Genomic DNA, 18,660 nt, shown 5'->3' on the forward strand with positions numbered 1-18,660 from the left:
CCGAGGGCGGTGAGACTCCAGGACAGGATGCCTCTGACCGGACGACCGTGACCATGGGAGATCACCGATCCCAGCCCTGGCTGCAGGCGCTCTCCGGTGGAGTTCTGGCCGGACTGGCTCCGGCTGGTCTGGGTCCCCTGCTGATGATCCCAGGCCTGGCGCTGCTCTGGTCCATCGCGGAGCGTCCTCGCCTGGCGGCCCTCTGGGGTGCTGTGGCGGTTCTGATCAGCCACCGCTGGCTGCTGTCCCTGCACCCGCTCACCTGGATGGGGGTGCCGTCTCTGCTCAGTCTTCCCGTTGCCGTGGCGATCTGGATGGTCTGTGCTGCCTCTGCGGCGGTGCTGGTGGGCCTCTGGTCGCTGCTGGCGCGCTGGTCCGGAACGCCGGTGCTGCTGCTCGCAGCGGTTTGGGGGGTCGCTGAGGTGATGCTGGCCGCTGGTCCACTGTTCTGGATCGGGGTCGGTGGCAGCACCCTGCCTTTGGATCGTCCTCTGGCGGGCCTCTCCCGTTGGATCGGAGCTGGCGGACTGGCGACCCTTCAGTTGCTCTGGGGATGGGCAGCCTGCAGCCTGTGGCGCTGGCGTCCAGGACGGCGGCGTCTGGCTGTGATCACCGTCGCCAGCGTGCTGCTGGCCCATGGCCTCGGGGGCCTGCTGCTGAGGGGTGCCGCCACGGGACAACCGGCATCGGAGCCGGAGCTCCTGCGGCTGGCGGCCTGGCAGCCGGCCATCCCCACCCGAGAGAAGTTCACCCCGGAGCGCCGGCAGCAGTTTCCATCAGCACTGCAGCGGGCTCTGGCGGAGGCCGATGAGCTCGGTGCCGGACTGCTGGTGGCACCGGAAGGCACCCTTCCGGTGGGTTGGACGCTCCCCGATGCCGCTCCACTGCCGTTGCTGAGTGGTGGCTTCCGCTGGGAGTTGGGCCAGCAGCGCAGCAGCCTGCTGCTGCTGGAGCCAGGTGGCGTCGAACCCCTCCCCCTGCTCGACAAGCATCGGCTTGTTCCGCTGGGGGAATGGCTTCCACCATTGCCACTGGGGCTCACCGCCGGACTCTCCGCGGTGGGCGGCCTGCATCCGGGAACACCATCCCGTGCCCTGGCGGGTTTGCAACCGGCTGGAGCGGCAGCGATCTGCTACGAGATCAGCGACGGTCGGGCGCTGGCGGCAGCCTCCGCGGAAGGGGCGCGCTGGCTGCTGGCAGTCGCCAATCTCGATCCCTATCCACAATTGCTGCAGCGCCAGTTCACGGCTCTCGGGCAGCTGCGGGCCCTTGAGAATGACCGGGATCTCCTGAGTGTTGCGAACACCGGTCCCACCGTTCTGATCAAGGCGGATGGCCGGGTCCATCCGCTGCTGCCTCCGCTTCAGGAAGGGGTGGCCCTGGCGGAGCTGCGGCCGCGTGCGTCAACGACCCTCTACGCCCGCTGGAGGGATGTGGTGCTGCTGCCGCTGTTGGTGGTCGGCATGCTGCGGCTGCTGGCATCACGCTGAATCAGTCCTCCGCCCAGCACCACGTCGCCGTCGTAGAAGACAGCGGCCTGGCCTGGGGTGATCGAGAACTGCGCCTCGTTGAACTCCACGGCGCAGCGATACGGACGGTCCCTGGCGTGGTCCGCATCGGTGGCCTCAAGCGGAGAGATCCGGGCCTGCACCGGCTCGCTGCGATAGCGCACCTGAACCTCCACGTTGAGGGGGGCTGTCGGGGGATCGATCGACACCCAGTTCACCGCCCCGACCGGGCAGGAGCCACAACCGGCTTCCGCCCTGGGCGCCACCACGACGCGATTCATGGCCGGATCGAGTCGGATCACATGCAGGGGTTCCGACCAGGCAACTCCGAGGCCCTTGCGCTGGCCGATCGTGAAATGTTCGATCCCGTCGTGCTGGCCCACCACCGTGCCGTCGGCGAGAACGATCTCTCCGTCCCTTGGAGGCAGGTAGGCGTCGAGGAAAGCCCGCATGGAGCCGTGATGCTCCGCCAGGCAGAGGTCCTGACTTTCCGGCTTGTCAGCGGTGCGCAGTCCGAAGCGTGCCGCTTCCAGCCGTGTATCCGGCTTGGTCAGTTCCCCGAGCGGAAAGACGATGCGCCCGAGCATGTCCTGACTGAGGTCGTAGAGGAAGTAGCTCTGGTCCTTGTGGGAGTCGAGGCCGCGCAGCAGCTGGTGGCGTCCGCTCTCGCCACCGTGGCGGATTCGGGCGTAGTGCCCGGTTGCGATGCGCGGCAGCCCCCGTTCCTCGCGGGCCCACGCGAGCATCGGTCCGAATTTCACCGAGCGGTTGCACTGGGAGCAGGGCAGTGGCGTGATGCCGTCCCGGTAGCCGTCGACGAGGCGTCCGACGATCTCCCGCTGAAATGTGTCGCGGCTGTCCACGACATGGTGTGGAATCCCGAGCTGGCTGCAGATTCCGGCGGCATCGACCAGCCCTTCCGCGCAGCACGATCCCTTGCCACTCATCAACCAGAGCGTCAGACCCTCAACGGTCCAACCGGCCTCCACCAGAAGGGCTGCAGTCAGTGAGCTGTCCACTCCTCCGGAGAGTCCAACGGCGACACGGTGATCACCCGGCCACTGCCGCAGACGCTCCAGGGCTGCCTGACCGGCAGGAGTGGAGCTGAGACCGGAGGACATCGGCGCGAGTGGGCGTGATTCCAGTCTGAACTGCCACCGGCAAGCCATCCATCCGGAGTGGTCATGAATTGCCTGCAGGTGAAAACGGCGAATGTCAGCAAAAGCAGATGTCAGGCGGGCGCGGTTCTGGACTGAGCTGTTTCACGTGAGACACCAGCATTACCAACGTTTTTTGGTTGGTACGAATCGAATGTTTTTTTCAATGTTCGTTTTCAAAGATTTTGAATGTTTCGATTTGCTGGTCCGAATCTGAAAGGTTGCTGAAATCACCGCGCCATTTGCTCTGCCCATAAGAAAGTCATTCCCAACACATCTCTGACGAGGGACATGGTTTCTACCGCCCCAAGGCCTGCAGAGACGCAGCGCCGTCGCAGCAGCGATCCGGTCAGTTGGTACCTGGCGACCATCGGTCGGATTCCTCTGCTCACCCCGGCTGAGGAAATCGAACTGGGCAACCAGGTTCAGAAAATGATGGAGCTCACGGAAGACGGTTCGAAGTCTTTCGACGAAAGCGCTCTCACCACTCAGCAGCGCCGAATGATCCGCATCGGTCGGCGGGCGAAGGAAAGAATGATGAAAGCCAATCTTCGGCTTGTTGTCAGCGTCGCGAAAAAATACCAAGGCAAAGGTCTTGAACTTCTTGACCTGATTCAGGAAGGATCTCTCGGCCTTGAGCGGGCGGTTGAGAAATTTGACCCCACCCGTGGGTACAAATTTTCCACCTATGCCTTCTGGTGGATCCGTCAGAGCATGACGCGTGCCATCGCCTGTCAGTCCAGAACGATCCGTCTGCCTGTCCACCTCAGCGAGCGCCTCACCACCATCCGCAAGGTCAGCCTTGACCTGGCTCACAAACTCGGCGCGATGCCCAGCCGGGTCGAGATCGCGGAAGCGATGGACATCCCTCTCGATGAGCTCGACTCCCTGCTTCGCCAGGCGCTCACCACCAGCAGCCTTGATGCCCCGGTGAACGGAGAGGAAGGTCGCAGCTTCCTCGGTGATCTGATCGCCGACTCCTCACTCGATGAGCCCCTGGACATCGTTGAGCAGCGGATTCACCACGAGCAGCTGGGTCGCTGGCTCAGCCATCTCAGCGATCAGGAACAGCATGTTCTGCGACTTCGTTTCGGGCTCGAGGGCAATGAGCGCCACACGCTCGCCGAGATTGGCCGCTTGATGGAAGTGTCACGGGAGCGGGTGCGTCAGGTGGAGCTGAAAGCACTCCGCAAGCTCCGCAATCTCACCCGACGCCTGCCCAGCGGCATCTGATCAAGTTTGAGAACGTCTGGGCGGGACTTTTCAGTCCTCAGCCCAGATGTAACGGGTCAGTTCCGAGGGATCGGGCTCCGGAGCCGACAGGGCGAAGTCCACACAGTCTTCGACCACAGCATCGATTTCTTTCTCGATCGCTCGCAGTTCATCGCTCTGGACCAGCCCAGCGCCGCTGAGGTCACGTTCCAGCGCTTTGAGCGGATCACGCTCGGCCCAGAACTGTTTCTCCTGCTCCGAACGCAGCTCGTCGGGGTCAGCCAGGGAGTGGCCACGGAATCGATAGGTGAGGCACTCGAGCAGCGTCGGTCCCTCGCCTGCGCGGGCTCGTTCGATGGCTCGCTGAGCTGCCGCTCGAACGGCCAGCACATCCATGCCATCCACCTCTTCTCCAGCCATGCCAAAGGCTCCGGCCTTGCGCCAGATCTCAGGGTCACTGGTGGCCCGGTCATGCGCCATGCCGATCGCCCACTTGTTGTTCTCAACAACGAAAATGATCGGCAGCTTCCAGAGCTGGGCCATGTTCAGGCATTCGAAGAACTGGCCGTTGTTGCAGGTTCCGTCACCGAAAAATGCTGCGGTGACTGCGTTGCTTGAGGAGTCACCGAGGGCGTCGCGCCGGTAGCGACTGGTGAAGGCCGATCCGAGGGCAACCGGAATTCCTTCGGCGATGAAGGCGAAGCCTCCGAGCAGATGATGTTCCTTGGAGAACAGGTGCATCGAGCCTCCCCGGCCTTTGCTGCAACCCGTTTCCTTCCCGAACAGTTCACTCATCACCTGCCGTGCCGGCACTCCGGCGCTCAGGGCATGGACGTGATCCCGGTAGGTGCTGCAGAACCAGTCGTGCTGACGCTTCATCGCACCGATGACGCCGGTGCTGACAGCTTCCTGACCGTTGTAGAGATGCACGAACCCGAACATCTTGCCCCGGTAGTACATCTCGGCGCACTTGTCCTCGAAACGCCGACCGAGGGTCATGTCTCGATAAAGCGCCAGGCCGGTCTCACGGTCGACGCTGGCTCGCTGAGCCGTGACCAGTGAGGAGAGACGCTCGGCATGAGGACCGGCGGCCGCTGAGGTGATCGGAGCGGACTCGACCGCGAGGTCCTGACCCATGCCCTTCAAGACAACAGAGACCGACTGTAAGGGCCAACGGATGAGAAATAGGCAAAATCCCAGACACTGACTAAAGTTCGCAGCTATTGCGTGCGCTGGTGGTGGACCTGCCCATCGATCATTTCCGACTGCTGGGCGTCAGTCCTTCCTCGGATGCTCAGGCCATTCTTCGCAAGCTTCAGAGTCGTTGCGATCACCCGCCGGATCAGGGATTCACCCACGAGGTGCTGCAGCAGCGTCAGGTCCTGCTGCAGCGATCCGCGGACCTGCTGACGGATCAGGAGCGACGGGAGGAGTACGAAGCAGCGTTGCTGCAGCTCAGTGAGACGCACCCGGATGGAACCGTCGGTCTCGATCTGGCCTCCAGCAGTGAGGTGGCGGGACTGATCCTGCTGTGGGAAGCCCGGGCCTCCCATGAAGCCTTCCAGTTGGCGCGTCAGGGGCTGCAACCACCGCAGGCACCAGCGCTTGGCAGTGGGCGTGAAGCCGATCTCACCCTGCTGGCAGCTCTCGCCTGTTGTGATGCGGCGGCGGAAGACCGGGAGTTGCGCCGTTATGAGGTGGCCGCCGGGTTGCTGCAGGAGGGGATTGAGCTCCAGCAGCGGATGGGCAAGCTTCCTGATCAACAGGCCAAGCTCGAGCAGGCACTTCAGGCCCTGCATCCTTATCGGGTCCTTGACCTGCTCAGTCGTGATCTCAGCGATCAGCAGGCCCATCTGCGAGGTCTCGCTCTGCTCAATCAGTTGGTCAGCGAGCGGGGCGGTCTCGAGGGGGAAGCCGCGGATGCCGGCACGGCCCAGCTGGCCCAGTCGGATTTCGAGACCTTCTTCCAGCAGATCCGCCGCTTTCTGACGGTTCAGGAGCAGATTGATCTGTTCGGCAGCTGGTACGAACAGGGCTCCGAGGAGGCGGGATGTCTGGTGGTGTTCGCGTTGACGGCCGCAGGCTTCACCCGCCGCAAGCCCGAGCTGTTGGAGCAGGCCCGGGAACAGCTGGTGCTGCTGAAAACACCGGATCTCGATCCCATGCCGCTGCATGGCTGCATCGATCTGCTTCTGGGTGATGTGGCGGAGGCCGCTCTGCGCTTCGGCAGTTTGCGCGACCCCGACCTGAAGGACTGGTTCGCAGACCATCCCGGCGATGAGCTCGCTGCTCAGTGCGACTACTGCCGCGTCTGGCTGGAGCGGGACGTTCTTCCCGGTTACCGCGATGTGGAACCGGCCGGGGTTGACCTGGATGCCTGGTTCGCCGATCGCGATGTGCAGGCATATGTGGACCGATTGGATCGCCAGGCCGCCCGTCAGGAGGAGAGTCCCACCGGCTCCGGAATGCCTGACTGGCTGCCGCTGCTCGATCGTCCTGTCTCCGAGGAGCCGGAGGAGGACAGCGTCCCGGCCGGGGAGCCGGAGTCGGCGACACTTGCCTGGACCCGGCAGTTGCCCCTTGGGGCGATGTCACGCATCGCCGGTGCGGTGGTGGCCGCCCTGGTGACCGCTCTTGTGGTTCAGGCCCTGATGCGACAGCGAACCAGCAGTCCCAGCTCGGAACCCACGCCCATTCCTGTGATGCCGGCGGAACCTCAGGCTGAGCCCTCAGCACCGCAGGCGACCCTGAAGCCTGAGAAGGGGACCGTCTCCGCGCCTCAGCCGCTGACGGCTGATCAACCGACGAACGATCAACTTCAGGCCCTGGTGCAGGCCTGGCTGGATGGCAAGGCCAGCGCCCTGGCCGGCACCGGAGATCCTGCTCGCGATCTGGCGCCCATCGCCCGCGAGCGTCTGGTGGAGCGGGTGCAGGCGGAACAGGCGGCTGATGCCGCGGCCGGCCGCAGCAAGCTGATCGAGGCCTCCGTGACCGCTGTGGGTCCGGTGAACCGTGCACCTCAGCGGATCGCCGTTGGGGCGCAGGTTGCCTACGCCGACAAGACCCTGGGTGGAAACGGTCAGGTGCTGGAGCAGACGGAGCCCGGAACTCTCTCCCTCACCTATGTCTTCGGAAGGGACGGCAAGGAGTGGAAACTGCACGAGTACATCCCCGGTCGCTGAACCGGGGAGCATCGCTTTTTACGATCACTGCACTGAGCCTGATGGCTGCCGAAGATGTTTGACGAGCTATCAGCCCGTTTTGAGGATGCGGTCAAGGGGCTGAAAGGCCAGGACAAGATCAGCGAAACCAACGTCGAAGGGGCGTTGAAAGACGTGCGTCGCGCCCTGCTGGAGGCGGATGTGAGCCTGCCGGTGGTGAAGGATTTCGTCGCTGAGGTGCGTGAGAGGGCTGTCGGCGCCGAGGTGGTGCGCGGCGTCAGCCCGGATCAGAAGTTCATCCAGGTGGTGCACGAACAGCTGGTGGAGGTGATGGGCGGCGATAACGCTCCGCTGGCGAAGGCGACTGAGGCACCGACGGTCGTGCTGATGGCAGGCCTGCAGGGGGCCGGCAAGACGACCGCCACCGCGAAGCTGGGCCTTCATCTCAAGGATCAGGGCCGTCGGGCCTTGATGGTGGGGGCTGATGTCTATCGACCTGCTGCCATCGACCAGCTGAAGACGCTGGGCGCACAGATCGATGTCGAGGTGTTCAGCCTCGGTTCGGATGCCAAGCCAGAAGACATTGCTGCCGCTGGTCTGGAGAAAGCGAGGCAGGAGGGCTTCGACACGTTGCTGGTCGACACCGCAGGTCGCCTGCAGATCGACACCGACATGATGGAAGAGATGGTGCGGATCCGCACCGCGGTGCAGCCGGATGAGGTGCTGCTGGTGGTCGACTCGATGATCGGCCAGGAGGCGGCCGAACTCACCCGATCGTTCCACGAGCAGGTGGGTATCACGGGAGCCGTGCTCACCAAGCTCGATGGTGATTCCCGCGGTGGAGCGGCGCTGTCGATCCGCAAGGTGAGCGGTCAGCCGATCAAGTTCATCGGCACCGGCGAAAAGGTGGAGGCCCTGCAGCCGTTCCATCCGGAACGGATGGCCAGCCGCATCCTCGGCATGGGCGATGTGCTCACGCTGGTGGAGAAGGCCCAGAAGGAGGTGGAGCTCGCTGATGTCGAGCAGATGCAGAAGAAGCTGCAGGAGGCGACGTTTGACTTCTCGGATTTCGTGAAGCAGATGCGCTTGATCAAGCGCATGGGATCGCTGGGTGGCCTGATGAAAATGATCCCGGGCATGAACAAGATCGATGACGGCATGCTCAAGCAGGGGGAGCAGCAGCTGAAGCGGATCGAGTCGATGATCGGTTCGATGACGCCGATGGAACGGCAGAACCCCGATCTTCTGGCCAGCCAGCCCTCCCGCCGCCGCCGCATCGCTGCCGGCAGTGGCCATCAATCGGCGGATGTGGACAAGGTGCTGGCGGATTTTCAGAAGATGCGCGGCTTCATGCAGCAGATGAGTCAGGGCAACATGCCCGGCATGGGTGGGATGCCTGGAATGGGCGGCATGCCCGGCATGGGCGGGATGCCTGGCATGGGCGGGATGCCAGGGATGGGTGGCATGCCCGGACAGGCCGGTGGCAAGCGCGGCAGGGGCGCTGCGGCTCCGAAGCGTCAGAAGCCCGGCAAGAAGAGAAAAGGCTTCGGAGCTCTCTGATCGGCCACCCGGTATGTTGGTTGTTTGGCAGGCGTTGCAGCGCTGCCTGAATCCACACCACTCCTCAACACCAGGGCCACGATGATCAAGCTCCGCCTGAAGCGGTTCGGCAAGAAGCGGGAAGCGAGCTTCCGCCTCGTGGCCTGCAACAGCACATCCCGCCGTGATGGCCGTCCGCTCGAGGAGCTCGGTTTCTACAACCCCCGCACCAAGGAAACACGCCTCGATACGGAAGCCATCCGTGAGCGTCTTGGCCAGGGAGCTCAGCCCACCGATGTGGTCCGCACCCTGCTGGAGCGCGGTGGTCTGATTGAGAAGTCCATTCGTCCGGCCGAGACCGTCGGCAAGGCCAAGCAGGCCGCTGCCCGGGATGCAGCGGTGAAGCAGGCCGCCAAGGAGGCTGCCGAGGCCAAGGCTGCTGCTGAAGCAGAGGCTGCCGCCGCTGCGTCCTCCGAGGGTGAATCCAGCGAAGGCGAGCCCACCGAAAGCTGATCCTCCGGTGACCGCCAGCGGCGAGCGCAGCCGTTTCATTCTGGATCTTCCCGATCCTGAAGCAGCCCTTGCCCTGGCGGGGGAGGCGGAATCAACCCTGCATCGCCTGGAGTCCCTCACTGGCGCATCCCTCGTTCTGCGCGGGTTGCAGCTGGTGATCACAGGACGCTCTGCGCAACTGGAGCGTGCCGCCGCCGTTGTCGAGCTGGTGCGGCCGATCTGGCAGCAGGGCCAGGCGGTTTCCTCGGTGGACCTGCAGGCGGCGCTCGGGGCTCTGGAGGCCGGCCGCGGCGATGACCATGCCGCCATGGGTGAGCAGGTGCTGGCCCGCAGTCAGACCGGCGGGCTGCTCAGGCCTCGCACGCTTCGCCAGAAGCAGTACGTGGATGCGATGGAGCGCCACGATCTCACCTTTGCCCTTGGGCCCGCTGGCACCGGCAAGACCTTTCTGGCCGCGGTGCTCGCGGTGCGGATGCTCACGGAGCGCAGGGTGGAGCGCTTGGTGCTGACACGCCCAGCGGTGGAGGCGGGGGAACGCCTGGGATTTCTGCCTGGTGACCTGCAGCAGAAGGTGGATCCCTACCTGCGCCCGCTGTACGACGCTCTGCATTCCCTGCTTGGCCCCGAAAAGACAGCAACGCTTCTGGAGAAGGGAGTGATCGAGGTGGCCCCTCTGGCCTACATGCGGGGACGCACCCTCAGCGATGCCTTCGTCATTCTCGATGAGGCCCAGAACACGACACCGGCCCAGATGCGCATGGTGCTCACCAGGCTCGGTGAACGGTCCCGCATGGTGGTGACCGGGGACATCACCCAGGTCGATCTGCCGTCAGGTCAGCTCAGCGGACTGCTGGAGGCCTCCGAGGTTCTTGATGGCGTCGATGGGGTTGCCGTCTGCCGGCTCACGTCATCGGATGTGGTGCGCCACCCCCTGGTGCAGCGGGTTGTGGAGGCTTATGCCCGTCGTGATGTCGCCCCTGCGTCACGGCACGTGCATCGATAGGGGGATCCGCACCTCAGACCATTGCCAGCACTGTCAAAGTGATGGGAGTGATTGGTGTCCGGTCGACATGCCAGCCAGCAGCAATTTCCAGCAGGCCATCCGCGAGGCGCAGTCCAGCGCCCTGGTCGGCCCCAATGTCGTGAACAAGGCCCTCCCCTACGTCGGCGGAGGCATGGTGCTGACCTCCGTCGGAGTGATCGGCGGGTTATCGATGATGTCGTCGCCGATGTTCATGCCCCTCTTCTGGGTGGCGATCATCGGCAATCTGATCCTGTTCTTCGTCGCCCAGAACGTGGCGATGAAGGGCAACAACGCCACCGCGTTACCGCTGCTCTCGGTTTACAGCCTGATCACCGGTTTCACTCTCAGTGGACTGGTGGCGCTTGCGGGAGCCGTTGCCGGTGTCGGTGCCGTCGGAACCGCGGCGCTGGCCACCGGTATCACGTTCGTGATCGCGTCGATCGTCGGACGTCGCATGAGTGACAGCGTCGGTCAGGCGCTCTCCGGAGTGGTCGGTCTTGGCTTGATCGGTCTGATCCTGGCGATGGTGGTGCAGTTCATCGGAGGGATCTTTGCCCCTGAGATGTTCCATGGCACCAGCTTCGAACTGATGATCGCCGGCTTCGGCACGGTGCTGTTCGTCGGAGCCGCCTTCGTTGACTTCTACACGATGCCCCGCACCTACCGGGATGACCAATACCTGGCCGGTGCCCTGAGCATGTATCTGACTTACATCAACCTGTTCATCTTCATTCTGCGCCTGATCATCGTTCTCAACGGTGGCAGCCGTCGGGACTGACCATCCACCGAAGCACAGGTTGTGAATCTCAGAAACCCCGGTTGATCCGGGGTTTTTTCATGGGTCGGCGACGTCGTACACGCTGGTGCTGATCGCTTGCCTCTGTTCGGCGTCGTAGCCCCACTTCTCCAGGAAGCTGACGTCATCCCCCCGGTTGTCGAGCGCGGCCTCAAGCAGCTGTTCGAGCCGTTCCTTCACGTCTGCCGGCTCCAGCTGCCGCAGCAGTTCGGTGCAGCGAGCCGTCACCCGCTCAGAACCCGCCTGCTGCGCTGCATCTCCCTGGCGTCGGTGATGCAGGGCCATGGCGCTGCTCATCGCCAGGTTGCGAACGGTCAGATCCACCACGCCGGCACCGCCGGCCCGCAGCTGCCCCACCACCGGATCGGGCAGCCGATCCATCAGGGCGCTGTCGCCTGCCAGGCTCACCACGAAAAACCCCCTGGCACCATCGCGGCTCGCGATGATCTCGCCGACGCGGTCCGCCAGCACTTCATCGCTGATTTCCTCGTTCTCCCACTGCTGCAGCCAGGTGGCGGTGATCTCCATCGCCTGCTGGAAGGTGGGTGCGGCGCTTGCCATGACCAGGTGACACTCCAGGGAGCAGGCTATGGGGTTCATCCCCGGCACCCCGACCGCATGACCCTCGCCACCCCGGAGGATTTCCGCTCAGGGTTCGTTGCACTCATCGGACGCCCCAACGTGGGCAAATCCACCTTGGTGAACAGGATGGTGGGGGAGAAGGTGGCGATCACCTCCCCCGTGGCGCAGACCACTCGCAACCGCCTGCGGGCGATCGTCACCACGGATGCTGCGCAGTTGGTGCTGGTGGACACCCCGGGCATTCACAAGCCGCATCATTTGCTCGGGGAGCGGCTGGTGCAGAGCGCCCGCAGTGCCATCGGTGAGGTGGACCTTGTGCTGCTGTTGCTGGAGGGGTGCGAACGGCCCGGCCGCGGCGACGCGTTCATCGTCAATCTGCTGCGTGAGCAGCGCTTGCCGGTGCTGGTGGCCCTCAACAAATGGGATCGGGTTCCCGATGGTCAGGAGGACTCAGCCGAGCAGACATACCGGGATCTGCTCACGGGCACCGACTGGCCGCTGCATCGCTGCAGCGCACTGGAGGGTGATGGCTGCGGGGATCTCGCGACGGCGATGGCGGGTTGTTTGCCGCAGGGGCCGCTGCTGTACCCGCCGGAGATGGTCTGTGATCAGCCGGAGCGGGTGCTGCTGGCGGAACTGATCCGCGAGCAGGTGTTGCTGCAGACCCGCGAGGAGGTGCCCCACAGTGTCGCCGTCATGATCGATCGGGTCGAGGAGATGCCTGCTCAGGGCAAGGGGCAGGGCCGAACGGCCGTGCTGGCCACGGTCTTGGTGGAGCGCAAGAGTCAGAAAGGCATCCTCATCGGTAAGGGGGGCTCCATGCTGAAGACCATCGGTCAGGGAGCCCGTCTGCAGATGCAGACGCTCATCGATGGTCCGGTGTATCTGGAGCTGTTCGTGAAGGTGGTGCCGGATTGGCGCAGCAAACCGCAACGGCTCAATGAGCTCGGCTACGGCGATCAGGGCAGCTGATCCGTTCTGGCGTCGACCTAGTCTCCGGCCCATGCTCACCTTGCTGACACGCACCAAGAGCTTTCGGGATCCCTGGGTGGGCAGTCCGGCTCTGAACAGGCACTGGCAGCTGCACCGCCGCCGGGTTCAGCTGGCCGAGTCCCTGTGCCGCTGGAGACGACTGTTGCGACCGGTTGAGGTCAGCGACCTGCAGCGCGATGGTGTGATCGCGATCCGGAACTGGCTGCCCGTCGACCGTTTCGAGGCACTTCGTGAGGAGGTGGAGCAGGCGGTCGCCGATGCGGAACGGCGGCACCCCATCACCCCTGGAGAGCAGGTCGGCTTCCAGCCCAAGCAGCCCTTCCCCGGAGGGTTTGATCGGTTTGACGGCGGCACCCTCAACCGCTTTCTGCATATCGATGCCGCAGCGCTGCCGCACGCAGCGGACTTCTCGGGCGATCCCCGCCTCTCGCGTTGCTCACGTCAGGTGATCGGTCTGCCGCAGCAGGCCCGCAAGCTCGATATCTATCTCACGGTTCATGGTGAGGAGTCACGCACTCCGGATCTGCAGAAGGAGCTGCATCGCGACACCTTTTTTCGTGCCTTGAAGTTCTGGTATTTCCTCTGGCCGGTTGAGCCCCAGGACGGCCCCTTTGAATACGTCCCCGGCAGTCACCGTCTCGGCGCTCGGCGGCTGCAGTGGGAGCAGCGCACAGCGGATGCTGCCATCCATCATCAGCGTCAGCCGGATGTGTCCGGCTCCTTCCGGATTCACGAGGACGCTCTGGCCGAACTGGATCTGCCGGCGCCGAAGGCCTTCACCTGTCCGGCCAACACTCTGGTGCTGGCTGATGTCTTCGGTTTTCATCGCCGTGGATCGGCGCTGCCGGGGCGGCGACGCCTGTCTCTCTACGGCTGGAACCGGCCTTACCCCTTCCTGCCGATCACCTGGTGAGACCGACTGAGAAGATGGCGTGATGAGCGATCAAGCCTTCCCTCCCGCAGATCCTGCGTCGTTTCTGGCCCTCTGCGCTGGCGAGTGGATGAGTCTGCGCAGCAGCTTCGCCCTCTCCAACGGTGATGACGACTGGCACACCAGCGAACGCGGAGAGCTGACGGTTCGCTTCGAATCCGGCAGTGGAGAGCTGCTGGGTCGATTGCTGGTGGAGCCTCCCGGTGGACGTGGGCGCTCGCTCGGCTTCGTGGATGGTGGTGAGCTCACGGTCGATGAGGAGAGCCGCGGTGAATGGCGCTTCTGGCCGGATGGAAGTGTCGAACTCGATCTCCCGCAGCCCGATGGTTCGCTGGTGCAGGAACGCATCTGGTTCACCCGAGCCAACCTGCGACTGCGCAGCACCACCGCGGTGGATGCCGGGGGAAGTCCGCTTGAGGGAAGTTTCTGCACCGACATCCGTCGGGTCTCCAAACCAGCCGCCTGAGTGGCGATGTCGCCCTATCGCCTCGATGTGGTGAGCCTGGCGCCCCAGGCCTTCGCAACGCTGCTGGAGCTTGGGGTGATCGGTCGCGCCTTTGCCGCCGGCATCGCGGCAATGCATCTGCACAATCCGCGCGACTTCGCCACCGATCGCTACCGCAAGGTGGACGATGAGCCCTACGGCGGTGGTGCCGGCATGGTGCTCAAGCCGGAACCGGTGCACGCGGCGATGGAGTCCATTCCACGTGCCAGCCGCTCTCGCGTGCTGCTGATGACGCCCCAGGGCCGGCCGCTGCAGCAGGCCGATCTGCAGCGCTGGTCCAGCGCGTACGACCAGCTGGTGCTGCTCTGCGGCCACTACGAGGGATTTGATGAGCGCATCCGGTCCCTGGCGGATGAGGAGGTGTCCGTCGGGGATTTCGTGCTCACTGGAGGGGAGTTGCCTGCGATGACCGTGATCAACGGTGTTGTGCGCCTGCTTCCCGGCACCGTCGGAACGGCGGCTTCCCTGGTGGAGGAGAGCCACAGTGCCGTGCTGCTGGAGCATCCCCACTACACCCGTCCGGCGGAGTTTCGTGGTCAGCGGGTTCCGGATGTGCTGCGCAGCGGTGATCACGCTGCCATCGAGGCCTGGCGACAGCAGCAGCGTGAGCAGCGCACACGGGAGCGCCGCCCCGACCTCCACGCCCGTTGGCTGGCCGGGAGAATGGATCCCGCCTGTGAGGACGCCATGCAGCTGCGGATCGGCAACGGTTACGACATCCACCGTCTGGTGCCGGGACGGGCGCTGATTCTCGGGGGGATCAGCCTGGAGCATCCGGAGGGGCTGGGGCTGGATGGTCACAGTGACGCCGATGTCCTGGTGCACGCTGTGATGGATGCTCTGCTGGGAGCCCTTTCACTCGGTGATATCGGCAAGTATTTCCCTCCCACGGATCCCCGCTGGAAGGGGGCTGACAGCCTGCAGCTGCTCGAACAGGTGGTGGCCCTGGTGAGCGAGCGGGGCTGGCAGGTGGTGAACGTGGATGCGGTGGTGATCGCCGAGCGCCCCAAGCTCAAACCCCATATCGAGGCGATGCGCTGCAACATCGCCGATCGCATCGGACTCGCCCCGGAGGCTGTGGGCGTCAAGGCCACCACCAATGAAAAGCTGGGTCCCGAGGGACGCGAGGAAGGCATCAGCTGTCAGGCGGTGACCCTGCTGCAAAAGCTGTGAGGCGCATCACGGCGCTGATGCTGGCGATGCTGGTGACACTGTTCACCCCTGCCGCTGACGCCATGACCGCAGACCCTGCCGTCGAGCTGCTCCGACTTGCGGTGCCGGCGCCGCAGCGGCAGCTGTGGCTGGAGGCGGAAGCCCGCACCTGGCAGCCCTGGCTGGAGCAGCAGACGGGGTTCCTCGGCCGTGATCTCTACTGGGACCCGGTCGGTGAACAGGGGGTGCTGTTGATCCGCTGGGCGAGCCGTGATCAGTGGAAAGCGATCCCCGCTGAGTCGGTCGAACGGGTGCAGGCTGACTTCGAGGCTTTCACCAACACGGCTCTGGGACGACCGCCCATGGCGACGGCAGTCTTTCCTCTCGTGGAGGAGCGCGAACTGCGACAACAGACCCTGCCGACCCCATGACCGATGCCCGTCTCGACCTGCAGCGGCGCGACCGTCTCGGCATGGTCGAGGCCGTCTGGGGGGAGCACAAGACCGTTGATCAGATCGCAGCGATCCTGCCCCGCTTCGCGGCGGCGGGGGAGCTGGCCCTGGTCACGCGTGTGAGCCCCGATAAGGCCGCGGCGGTGCTGGAGAGGATTCCTGAGGTCACGGTGCACGAGCAGGCCGCCGCGCTCACCCTCGGGACTCTTCCGTCATCGCCAAAGGGCGCGGCCGAGGTGGCGGTGCTCAGTGGCGGCAGCAGCGACCGTCGGGTCGTGGCGGAAGCCTGCCTGGCTCTGCGTTGCCATGGCGTCGGGGTGGATCCGGTCATGGACGTGGGGGTGGCCGGCCTGCATCGATTGCTGAATGCGCTGCCACGCCTGAACAGCGCCCGTGTGTTGATCGCGTGTGCCGGCATGGAAGGGGCCCTGCCGACCGTCCTGGCAGGGCTGGTTCCCCAGCCGGTCATCGCTGTTCCGGTGTCCGTCGGCTACGGCGTCAGTGCCGGAGGTCGCGCCGCTCTCGACGGCATGCTCGCCAGCTGTGCCCCCGGGCTTGTTGTCGTCAACATCGACAACGGCTACGGAGCCGCCATGGCGGCTCTGAGAATGCTTCGATCCGCTCAGGCCGTCAGGCCGCGGTCCAACTGACCGAGCCGCCCCAGTTCCTCGCTGGCATGGTCACCTTCCACCTGCTGGAGGGCGTTCACCAGGGCATGCAGATCGGTTCTGGCCAGTTCCCCGTCCTCTTGCCATTCCATTGCGCGGGGATCAGGAGCCAAGGACCGAACCGAAGATGTAAGTGATTCAAAACTAGGTGTTGATCCTGGTAAAAAATGCCTAGATGAAGGGCGTCAGGCGGAAGACTTTCTGAAGAAGGTCAGAGATGCTGAAGGTTCGGATAAGCGGTGATCAGTTCCTCTGCGCTGAGAACATCACCGCGACCTTCCGGTTGCCAGATCACCTCCAGCGCCAGCAGTTCGCTGGAGGCCGTTGAACCCAGAATCCGCAGGGTCTGGCGGAGGTCCTCACCGGTGTTGGCACCCTGCAACCTTGCGTTGGCCGTGGACGCCACCAGCAGGGTGACCACGATGAATTCGTTGGTCGCATCGGCTTCGCCGACGGCTGAGTCATCAAGACGACGACCACCGACGTTGCTGGTCAGCTCGGCGTCCAGCTTGCTGCGCTCGCTCATCGAGAGGCGATTGAAGGTGGATTCGGCTGAGCTGAAGGGGACCGTTCCGGTCTCGGCATTGGCGTAGACCCAGAGATCGGGCTGACGCAGCAGCGCAAGGGTCGTTTCCTGCAGCAGTCTCTGCAGGCCGCTGGAGCTTGAGGTGTCTGATGAGGCCGCCAGCGAGCGGAGATCGTCTTGAAGGCTCTTGGCACTCGCCAGCAGCCCCACCTGCACCTGAATCATGTTCACCTTGCTCGGCACGGCCGGTGCCATGGCGCCGCCGCCACCGATCGCCGGGGCGCCTCCCCCGAGACCGCGCAGGGCATTGACCAGAACGCCAGCCACGGCCATCAGGATCAGCAGGCCGAACAGACCACCACCTCCGAAGCCGAAGATCGGGATCAGGAAGGGAAAGCCGATTCCACCGCCGCGATATCCACCGCCGTAGCCACCACCGCCGTAGGAACGACCGCTGGAGCGGGGCATGGATGGGGCGCGGAAACTGCCACCACCCATGCGTCCGCCGCGGGCCGCGTCAGCCGGTTGAACCTGGATCAGAACCATCCCCATCAGCACCACGGGGAGCAGCAATCCAGCCAGCAGGCGACGTGTCCAGTTGGACGGAGGGAAGGCCACGGAGAAGCGTTCAGTGAAGCGGTTGGACGACTCTAGGAACCCCCTCCCACGATGGTGACAATCTCCAGATTGTCGCCGTTGAGAATGGTGCTGTCGGGCCATCGACGACGCGGAACGATCGTTCCGTTGTGCTCGACCACCACGAGTGCCGGGTTGTGCCCCAGGGCCTCGACCACCTGCAGGAGTCCGGGAGGGTCCGGTTGCGGATCAAGAGTGCGGGCTTCGCCGTTCACGGTGAGTTGCAGCGCCATCGCTTCAGGCCACGGGTTGGGAGAGGCTGTCGAGCAGGTCCCGGACGGCCTGCCCCGGATCGGCTGCTTCCATGATCGCTCCGATCACGGCCACATGCCGGCAGCCGCTCGCCGTCAGCGGGCCCAGATTGGAGACATGGATGCCTCCGATGGCGAACACCGGTTTTGAACTGAGCGTCAACGCCTCACCGACCAGCTCGATGCCGATCGGTGAACGCTCCGGTTTCACGGCGGTGTCGTGCACCGGTCCAAGACCCAGATAGTCGCAGTCTTCGCTGTTGGCTGTTCGCACCTGCTCGAGGCTGTGGGTGCTTCGGCCCAGCAGCCGCTCAGGCCCGAGCAGACGCCTGGCGATCGCGGTTGGGAGATCGTCCTGTCCCAGGTGCACGCCGTCGGCGTCCACCGCGAGGGCCAGATCGATCCGGTCATTGACGATGAACAGAGCACCGTGCTGGCTGCAGAGCTGCCGCAGGGCCGTGGCCTGGGTCAGTCGGTCGTGATCGCTTCCGTCCTTGTGGCGGAACTGCACCATGGCAACGCCGTGGTGCAGAGCGATGGCAACGCGATCGAGCAGGTCCTCGCAGGGCGCGGTGATCAGGCACAGACGGCAGTCCTTCAGGCGACTGCGTCGCTGGCCTCCTTGCGTGGCCTCCAGGCAGCTCACTTCCAGGTCGTAGAGCCCGTAGCGGATCGTCGCTGCTTCGCCTGCCAATTTCGGGTCGACACTGCGCCCGAATTCCTCCAGCACCCGCAACGCCTCCTGCACCCGGGCGCAGTTCGCGGCCACCACCTGCCGGGGGCTGTGCCGATCCAGCTGTGCCGGATGCTCCAGGCCGGCGCCGCTGTCGGTGGCGGTGGAGCGGCTTCGTTTGTAGAGGTCGTGATGACGCCTCCCCAGGCGCTGGCGCCAGTCCTTGAGGGTCACCACCAGGTCCTCCCGCTCTAGCCCGAAGCGACACCAGTCCTCCACGACCCGCAGTCCCTCTCGGGCGCGGTCGAGGTTGGCATCGATCAGCCGCGCCACACGCGGATCCGAACACGACGGGCAGTCCATCATTTTCGTGGCACCCTG

General features: G+C 64.6%; 20 protein-coding genes. 13 read left to right on the forward strand and 7 right to left on the reverse strand.

The features are described from left to right. Positions 1 to 53 precede the first annotated feature (53 nt). Positions 54 to 1,490: an apolipoprotein N-acyltransferase gene (locus KR49_RS12665; protein ID WP_043696167.1), complete on the forward strand. Its 1,437-nt coding sequence runs from the start codon at positions 54 to 56 to the stop codon at positions 1,488 to 1,490. Here the strand turns inward: KR49_RS12665 and mnmA are convergent. Continuing rightward, the gene (mnmA, locus tag KR49_RS12670) at positions 1,415 to 2,629 is read right to left on the reverse strand and encodes a tRNA 2-thiouridine(34) synthase MnmA (protein WP_052378264.1); all 1,215 of its coding nucleotides are present in this window, start codon (positions 2,627 to 2,629) and stop codon (positions 1,415 to 1,417) included. The genes KR49_RS12665 and mnmA overlap by 76 nt on opposite strands. A 327-nt stretch (positions 2,630 to 2,956) precedes the next feature. Between mnmA and KR49_RS12675 the strand changes: the two genes are divergently transcribed. After that, entirely contained in the window at positions 2,957 to 3,898 is a 942-nt protein-coding gene (locus KR49_RS12675) for an RpoD/SigA family RNA polymerase sigma factor (RefSeq protein ID WP_043696170.1), read from the forward strand. Positions 3,899 to 3,928: 30 nt separating this feature from the next. Here KR49_RS12675 and pdhA read toward each other — a convergent pair whose 3' ends face one another. Further along, positions 3,929 to 5,014, reverse strand: a complete 1,086-nt coding sequence (pdhA, locus tag KR49_RS12680; protein WP_043696173.1) for a pyruvate dehydrogenase (acetyl-transferring) E1 component subunit alpha — start codon at positions 5,012 to 5,014, stop codon at positions 3,929 to 3,931. Positions 5,015 to 5,115: 101 nt separating this feature from the next. Here pdhA and KR49_RS12685 point away from each other — a divergent pair, with 101 nt between their 5' ends. The 5 genes from KR49_RS12685 (at position 5,116) to KR49_RS12705 (ending at position 10,892) form a co-directional block, all read left to right on the forward strand. Then, positions 5,116 to 7,059, forward strand: a complete 1,944-nt coding sequence (locus KR49_RS12685; RefSeq protein WP_043697557.1) for an IMS domain-containing protein — start codon at positions 5,116 to 5,118, stop codon at positions 7,057 to 7,059. Between the two features lie 54 nt (positions 7,060 to 7,113). Next, a complete protein-coding gene (gene ffh, locus KR49_RS12690; protein ID WP_043696176.1) occupies positions 7,114 to 8,598 on the forward strand; it encodes a signal recognition particle protein in 1,485 nt (494 codons plus the stop codon). Positions 8,599 to 8,679: 81 nt separating this feature from the next. Next, the gene (rpsP, locus tag KR49_RS12695) at positions 8,680 to 9,090 is read left to right on the forward strand and encodes a 30S ribosomal protein S16 (protein ID WP_043697562.1); all 411 of its coding nucleotides are present in this window, start codon (positions 8,680 to 8,682) and stop codon (positions 9,088 to 9,090) included. A 7-nt stretch (positions 9,091 to 9,097) separates the two neighbouring features. Beyond that, positions 9,098 to 10,093 (forward strand): PhoH family protein, encoded by a 996-nt coding sequence (locus tag KR49_RS12700; RefSeq protein ID WP_043696179.1) that lies wholly within the window; start codon positions 9,098 to 9,100, stop codon positions 10,091 to 10,093. Between the two features lie 67 nt (positions 10,094 to 10,160). Continuing rightward, positions 10,161 to 10,892 carry a Bax inhibitor-1 family protein gene (locus KR49_RS12705; protein WP_043696182.1) on the forward strand — a complete coding sequence of 244 codons (732 nt, stop codon included), beginning with the start codon at positions 10,161 to 10,163 and terminating at the stop codon, positions 10,890 to 10,892. Positions 10,893 to 10,949: 57 nt separating this feature from the next. Here the strand turns inward: KR49_RS12705 and KR49_RS12710 are convergent, their stop codons facing one another. Beyond that, entirely contained in the window at positions 10,950 to 11,471 is a 522-nt protein-coding gene (locus tag KR49_RS12710; RefSeq protein WP_043696185.1) for a hypothetical protein, read from the reverse strand. 57 nt (positions 11,472 to 11,528) lie between these two features. Between KR49_RS12710 and era the strand changes: the two genes are divergently transcribed. The 6 genes from era to larB are packed head-to-tail and all read left to right on the forward strand — an operon-like array spanning position 11,529 to position 16,175. Beyond that, positions 11,529 to 12,464, forward strand: coding sequence for a GTPase Era (gene era / locus KR49_RS12715; protein ID WP_043696187.1), 936 nt, complete (start codon positions 11,529 to 11,531; stop codon positions 12,462 to 12,464). A gap of 31 nt (positions 12,465 to 12,495) precedes the next feature. Then, on the forward strand, positions 12,496 to 13,398 hold the full coding sequence (locus KR49_RS12720; protein ID WP_043696191.1) for a phytanoyl-CoA dioxygenase family protein: 903 nt from the start codon (positions 12,496 to 12,498) through the stop codon (positions 13,396 to 13,398). A 22-nt stretch (positions 13,399 to 13,420) separates the two neighbouring features. Then, positions 13,421 to 13,882 (forward strand): phycobiliprotein lyase, encoded by a 462-nt coding sequence (locus KR49_RS12725; protein ID WP_043696194.1) that lies wholly within the window; start codon positions 13,421 to 13,423, stop codon positions 13,880 to 13,882. Between the two features lie 6 nt (positions 13,883 to 13,888). After that, complete coding sequence (gene trmD, locus KR49_RS13625; protein WP_084188053.1) at positions 13,889 to 15,094, forward strand: tRNA (guanosine(37)-N1)-methyltransferase TrmD; 1,206 nt, start codon at positions 13,889 to 13,891, stop codon at positions 15,092 to 15,094. Beyond that, positions 15,091 to 15,504, forward strand: a complete 414-nt coding sequence (locus KR49_RS12735; RefSeq protein ID WP_253912772.1) for a TIGR03792 family protein — start codon at positions 15,091 to 15,093, stop codon at positions 15,502 to 15,504. Before trmD ends, KR49_RS12735 begins: the two co-directional genes overlap by 4 nt. Further along, positions 15,501 to 16,175, forward strand: coding sequence for a nickel pincer cofactor biosynthesis protein LarB (gene larB / locus KR49_RS12740; RefSeq protein ID WP_043696198.1), 675 nt, complete (start codon positions 15,501 to 15,503; stop codon positions 16,173 to 16,175). The genes KR49_RS12735 and larB overlap by 4 nt, the downstream gene beginning before the upstream one ends. On the opposite strand, the gene KR49_RS14045 is transcribed toward larB, so the two are convergent. From KR49_RS14045 to KR49_RS12755, 4 genes are all read right to left on the reverse strand, one after another. After that, on the reverse strand, positions 16,148 to 16,306 hold the full coding sequence (locus tag KR49_RS14045; RefSeq protein WP_156957222.1) for a hypothetical protein: 159 nt from the start codon (positions 16,304 to 16,306) through the stop codon (positions 16,148 to 16,150). The two genes, larB and KR49_RS14045, sit on opposite strands and share 28 nt — an antisense overlap. Positions 16,307 to 16,404: 98 nt before the next feature. Continuing rightward, the gene (locus tag KR49_RS12745; RefSeq protein ID WP_156957263.1) at positions 16,405 to 17,271 is read right to left on the reverse strand and encodes a DUF1517 domain-containing protein; all 867 of its coding nucleotides are present in this window, start codon (positions 17,269 to 17,271) and stop codon (positions 16,405 to 16,407) included. Positions 17,272 to 17,369: 98 nt separating this feature from the next. Further along, positions 17,370 to 17,588, reverse strand: a complete 219-nt coding sequence (gene thiS, locus KR49_RS12750; protein WP_043696206.1) for a sulfur carrier protein ThiS — start codon at positions 17,586 to 17,588, stop codon at positions 17,370 to 17,372. Positions 17,589 to 17,592: 4 nt separating this feature from the next. Continuing rightward, positions 17,593 to 18,642 carry a thiamine phosphate synthase gene (locus KR49_RS12755; RefSeq protein ID WP_084188144.1) on the reverse strand — a complete coding sequence of 350 codons (1,050 nt, stop codon included), beginning with the start codon at positions 18,640 to 18,642 and terminating at the stop codon, positions 17,593 to 17,595. Between the last annotated feature and the right edge of the window lie 18 nt (positions 18,643 to 18,660).

The sequence above is a fragment of the Synechococcus sp. KORDI-49 genome (genome assembly GCF_000737575.1).
In the GTDB taxonomy this organism is placed as follows: Bacteria; Cyanobacteriota; Cyanobacteriia; order PCC-6307; family Cyanobiaceae; genus Parasynechococcus.

Excerpts from the sequence above, each read along its gene's own strand:
- KR49_RS12665 (WP_043696167.1), top strand. The coding sequence starts at position 54 with ATGGGAGATCACCGATCCCAGCCCTGGCTGCAGGCGCTCTCCGGTGGA.
- mnmA (WP_052378264.1), bottom strand. The coding sequence starts at position 2,629 with ATGTCCTCCGGTCTCAGCTCCACTCCTGCCGGTCAGGCAGCCCTGGAG.
- KR49_RS12675 (WP_043696170.1), top strand. The coding sequence starts at position 2,957 with ATGGTTTCTACCGCCCCAAGGCCTGCAGAGACGCAGCGCCGTCGCAGC.
- pdhA (WP_043696173.1), bottom strand. The coding sequence starts at position 5,014 with ATGGGTCAGGACCTCGCGGTCGAGTCCGCTCCGATCACCTCAGCGGCC.
- ffh (WP_043696176.1), top strand. The coding sequence starts at position 7,114 with ATGTTTGACGAGCTATCAGCCCGTTTTGAGGATGCGGTCAAGGGGCTG.
- rpsP (WP_043697562.1), top strand. The coding sequence starts at position 8,680 with ATGATCAAGCTCCGCCTGAAGCGGTTCGGCAAGAAGCGGGAAGCGAGC.
- KR49_RS12705 (WP_043696182.1), top strand. The coding sequence starts at position 10,161 with ATGCCAGCCAGCAGCAATTTCCAGCAGGCCATCCGCGAGGCGCAGTCC.
- KR49_RS12710 (WP_043696185.1), bottom strand. The coding sequence starts at position 11,471 with ATGGCAAGCGCCGCACCCACCTTCCAGCAGGCGATGGAGATCACCGCC.
- era (WP_043696187.1), top strand. The coding sequence starts at position 11,529 with ATGACCCTCGCCACCCCGGAGGATTTCCGCTCAGGGTTCGTTGCACTC.
- KR49_RS12720 (WP_043696191.1), top strand. The coding sequence starts at position 12,496 with ATGCTCACCTTGCTGACACGCACCAAGAGCTTTCGGGATCCCTGGGTG.
- KR49_RS12725 (WP_043696194.1), top strand. The coding sequence starts at position 13,421 with ATGAGCGATCAAGCCTTCCCTCCCGCAGATCCTGCGTCGTTTCTGGCC.
- trmD (WP_084188053.1), top strand. The coding sequence starts at position 13,889 with ATGTCGCCCTATCGCCTCGATGTGGTGAGCCTGGCGCCCCAGGCCTTC.
- larB (WP_043696198.1), top strand. The coding sequence starts at position 15,501 with ATGACCGATGCCCGTCTCGACCTGCAGCGGCGCGACCGTCTCGGCATG.
- KR49_RS12745 (WP_156957263.1), bottom strand. The coding sequence starts at position 17,271 with ATGGGGATGGTTCTGATCCAGGTTCAACCGGCTGACGCGGCCCGCGGC.
- thiS (WP_043696206.1), bottom strand. The coding sequence starts at position 17,588 with ATGGCGCTGCAACTCACCGTGAACGGCGAAGCCCGCACTCTTGATCCG.
- KR49_RS12755 (WP_084188144.1), bottom strand. The coding sequence starts at position 18,642 with ATGGACTGCCCGTCGTGTTCGGATCCGCGTGTGGCGCGGCTGATCGAT.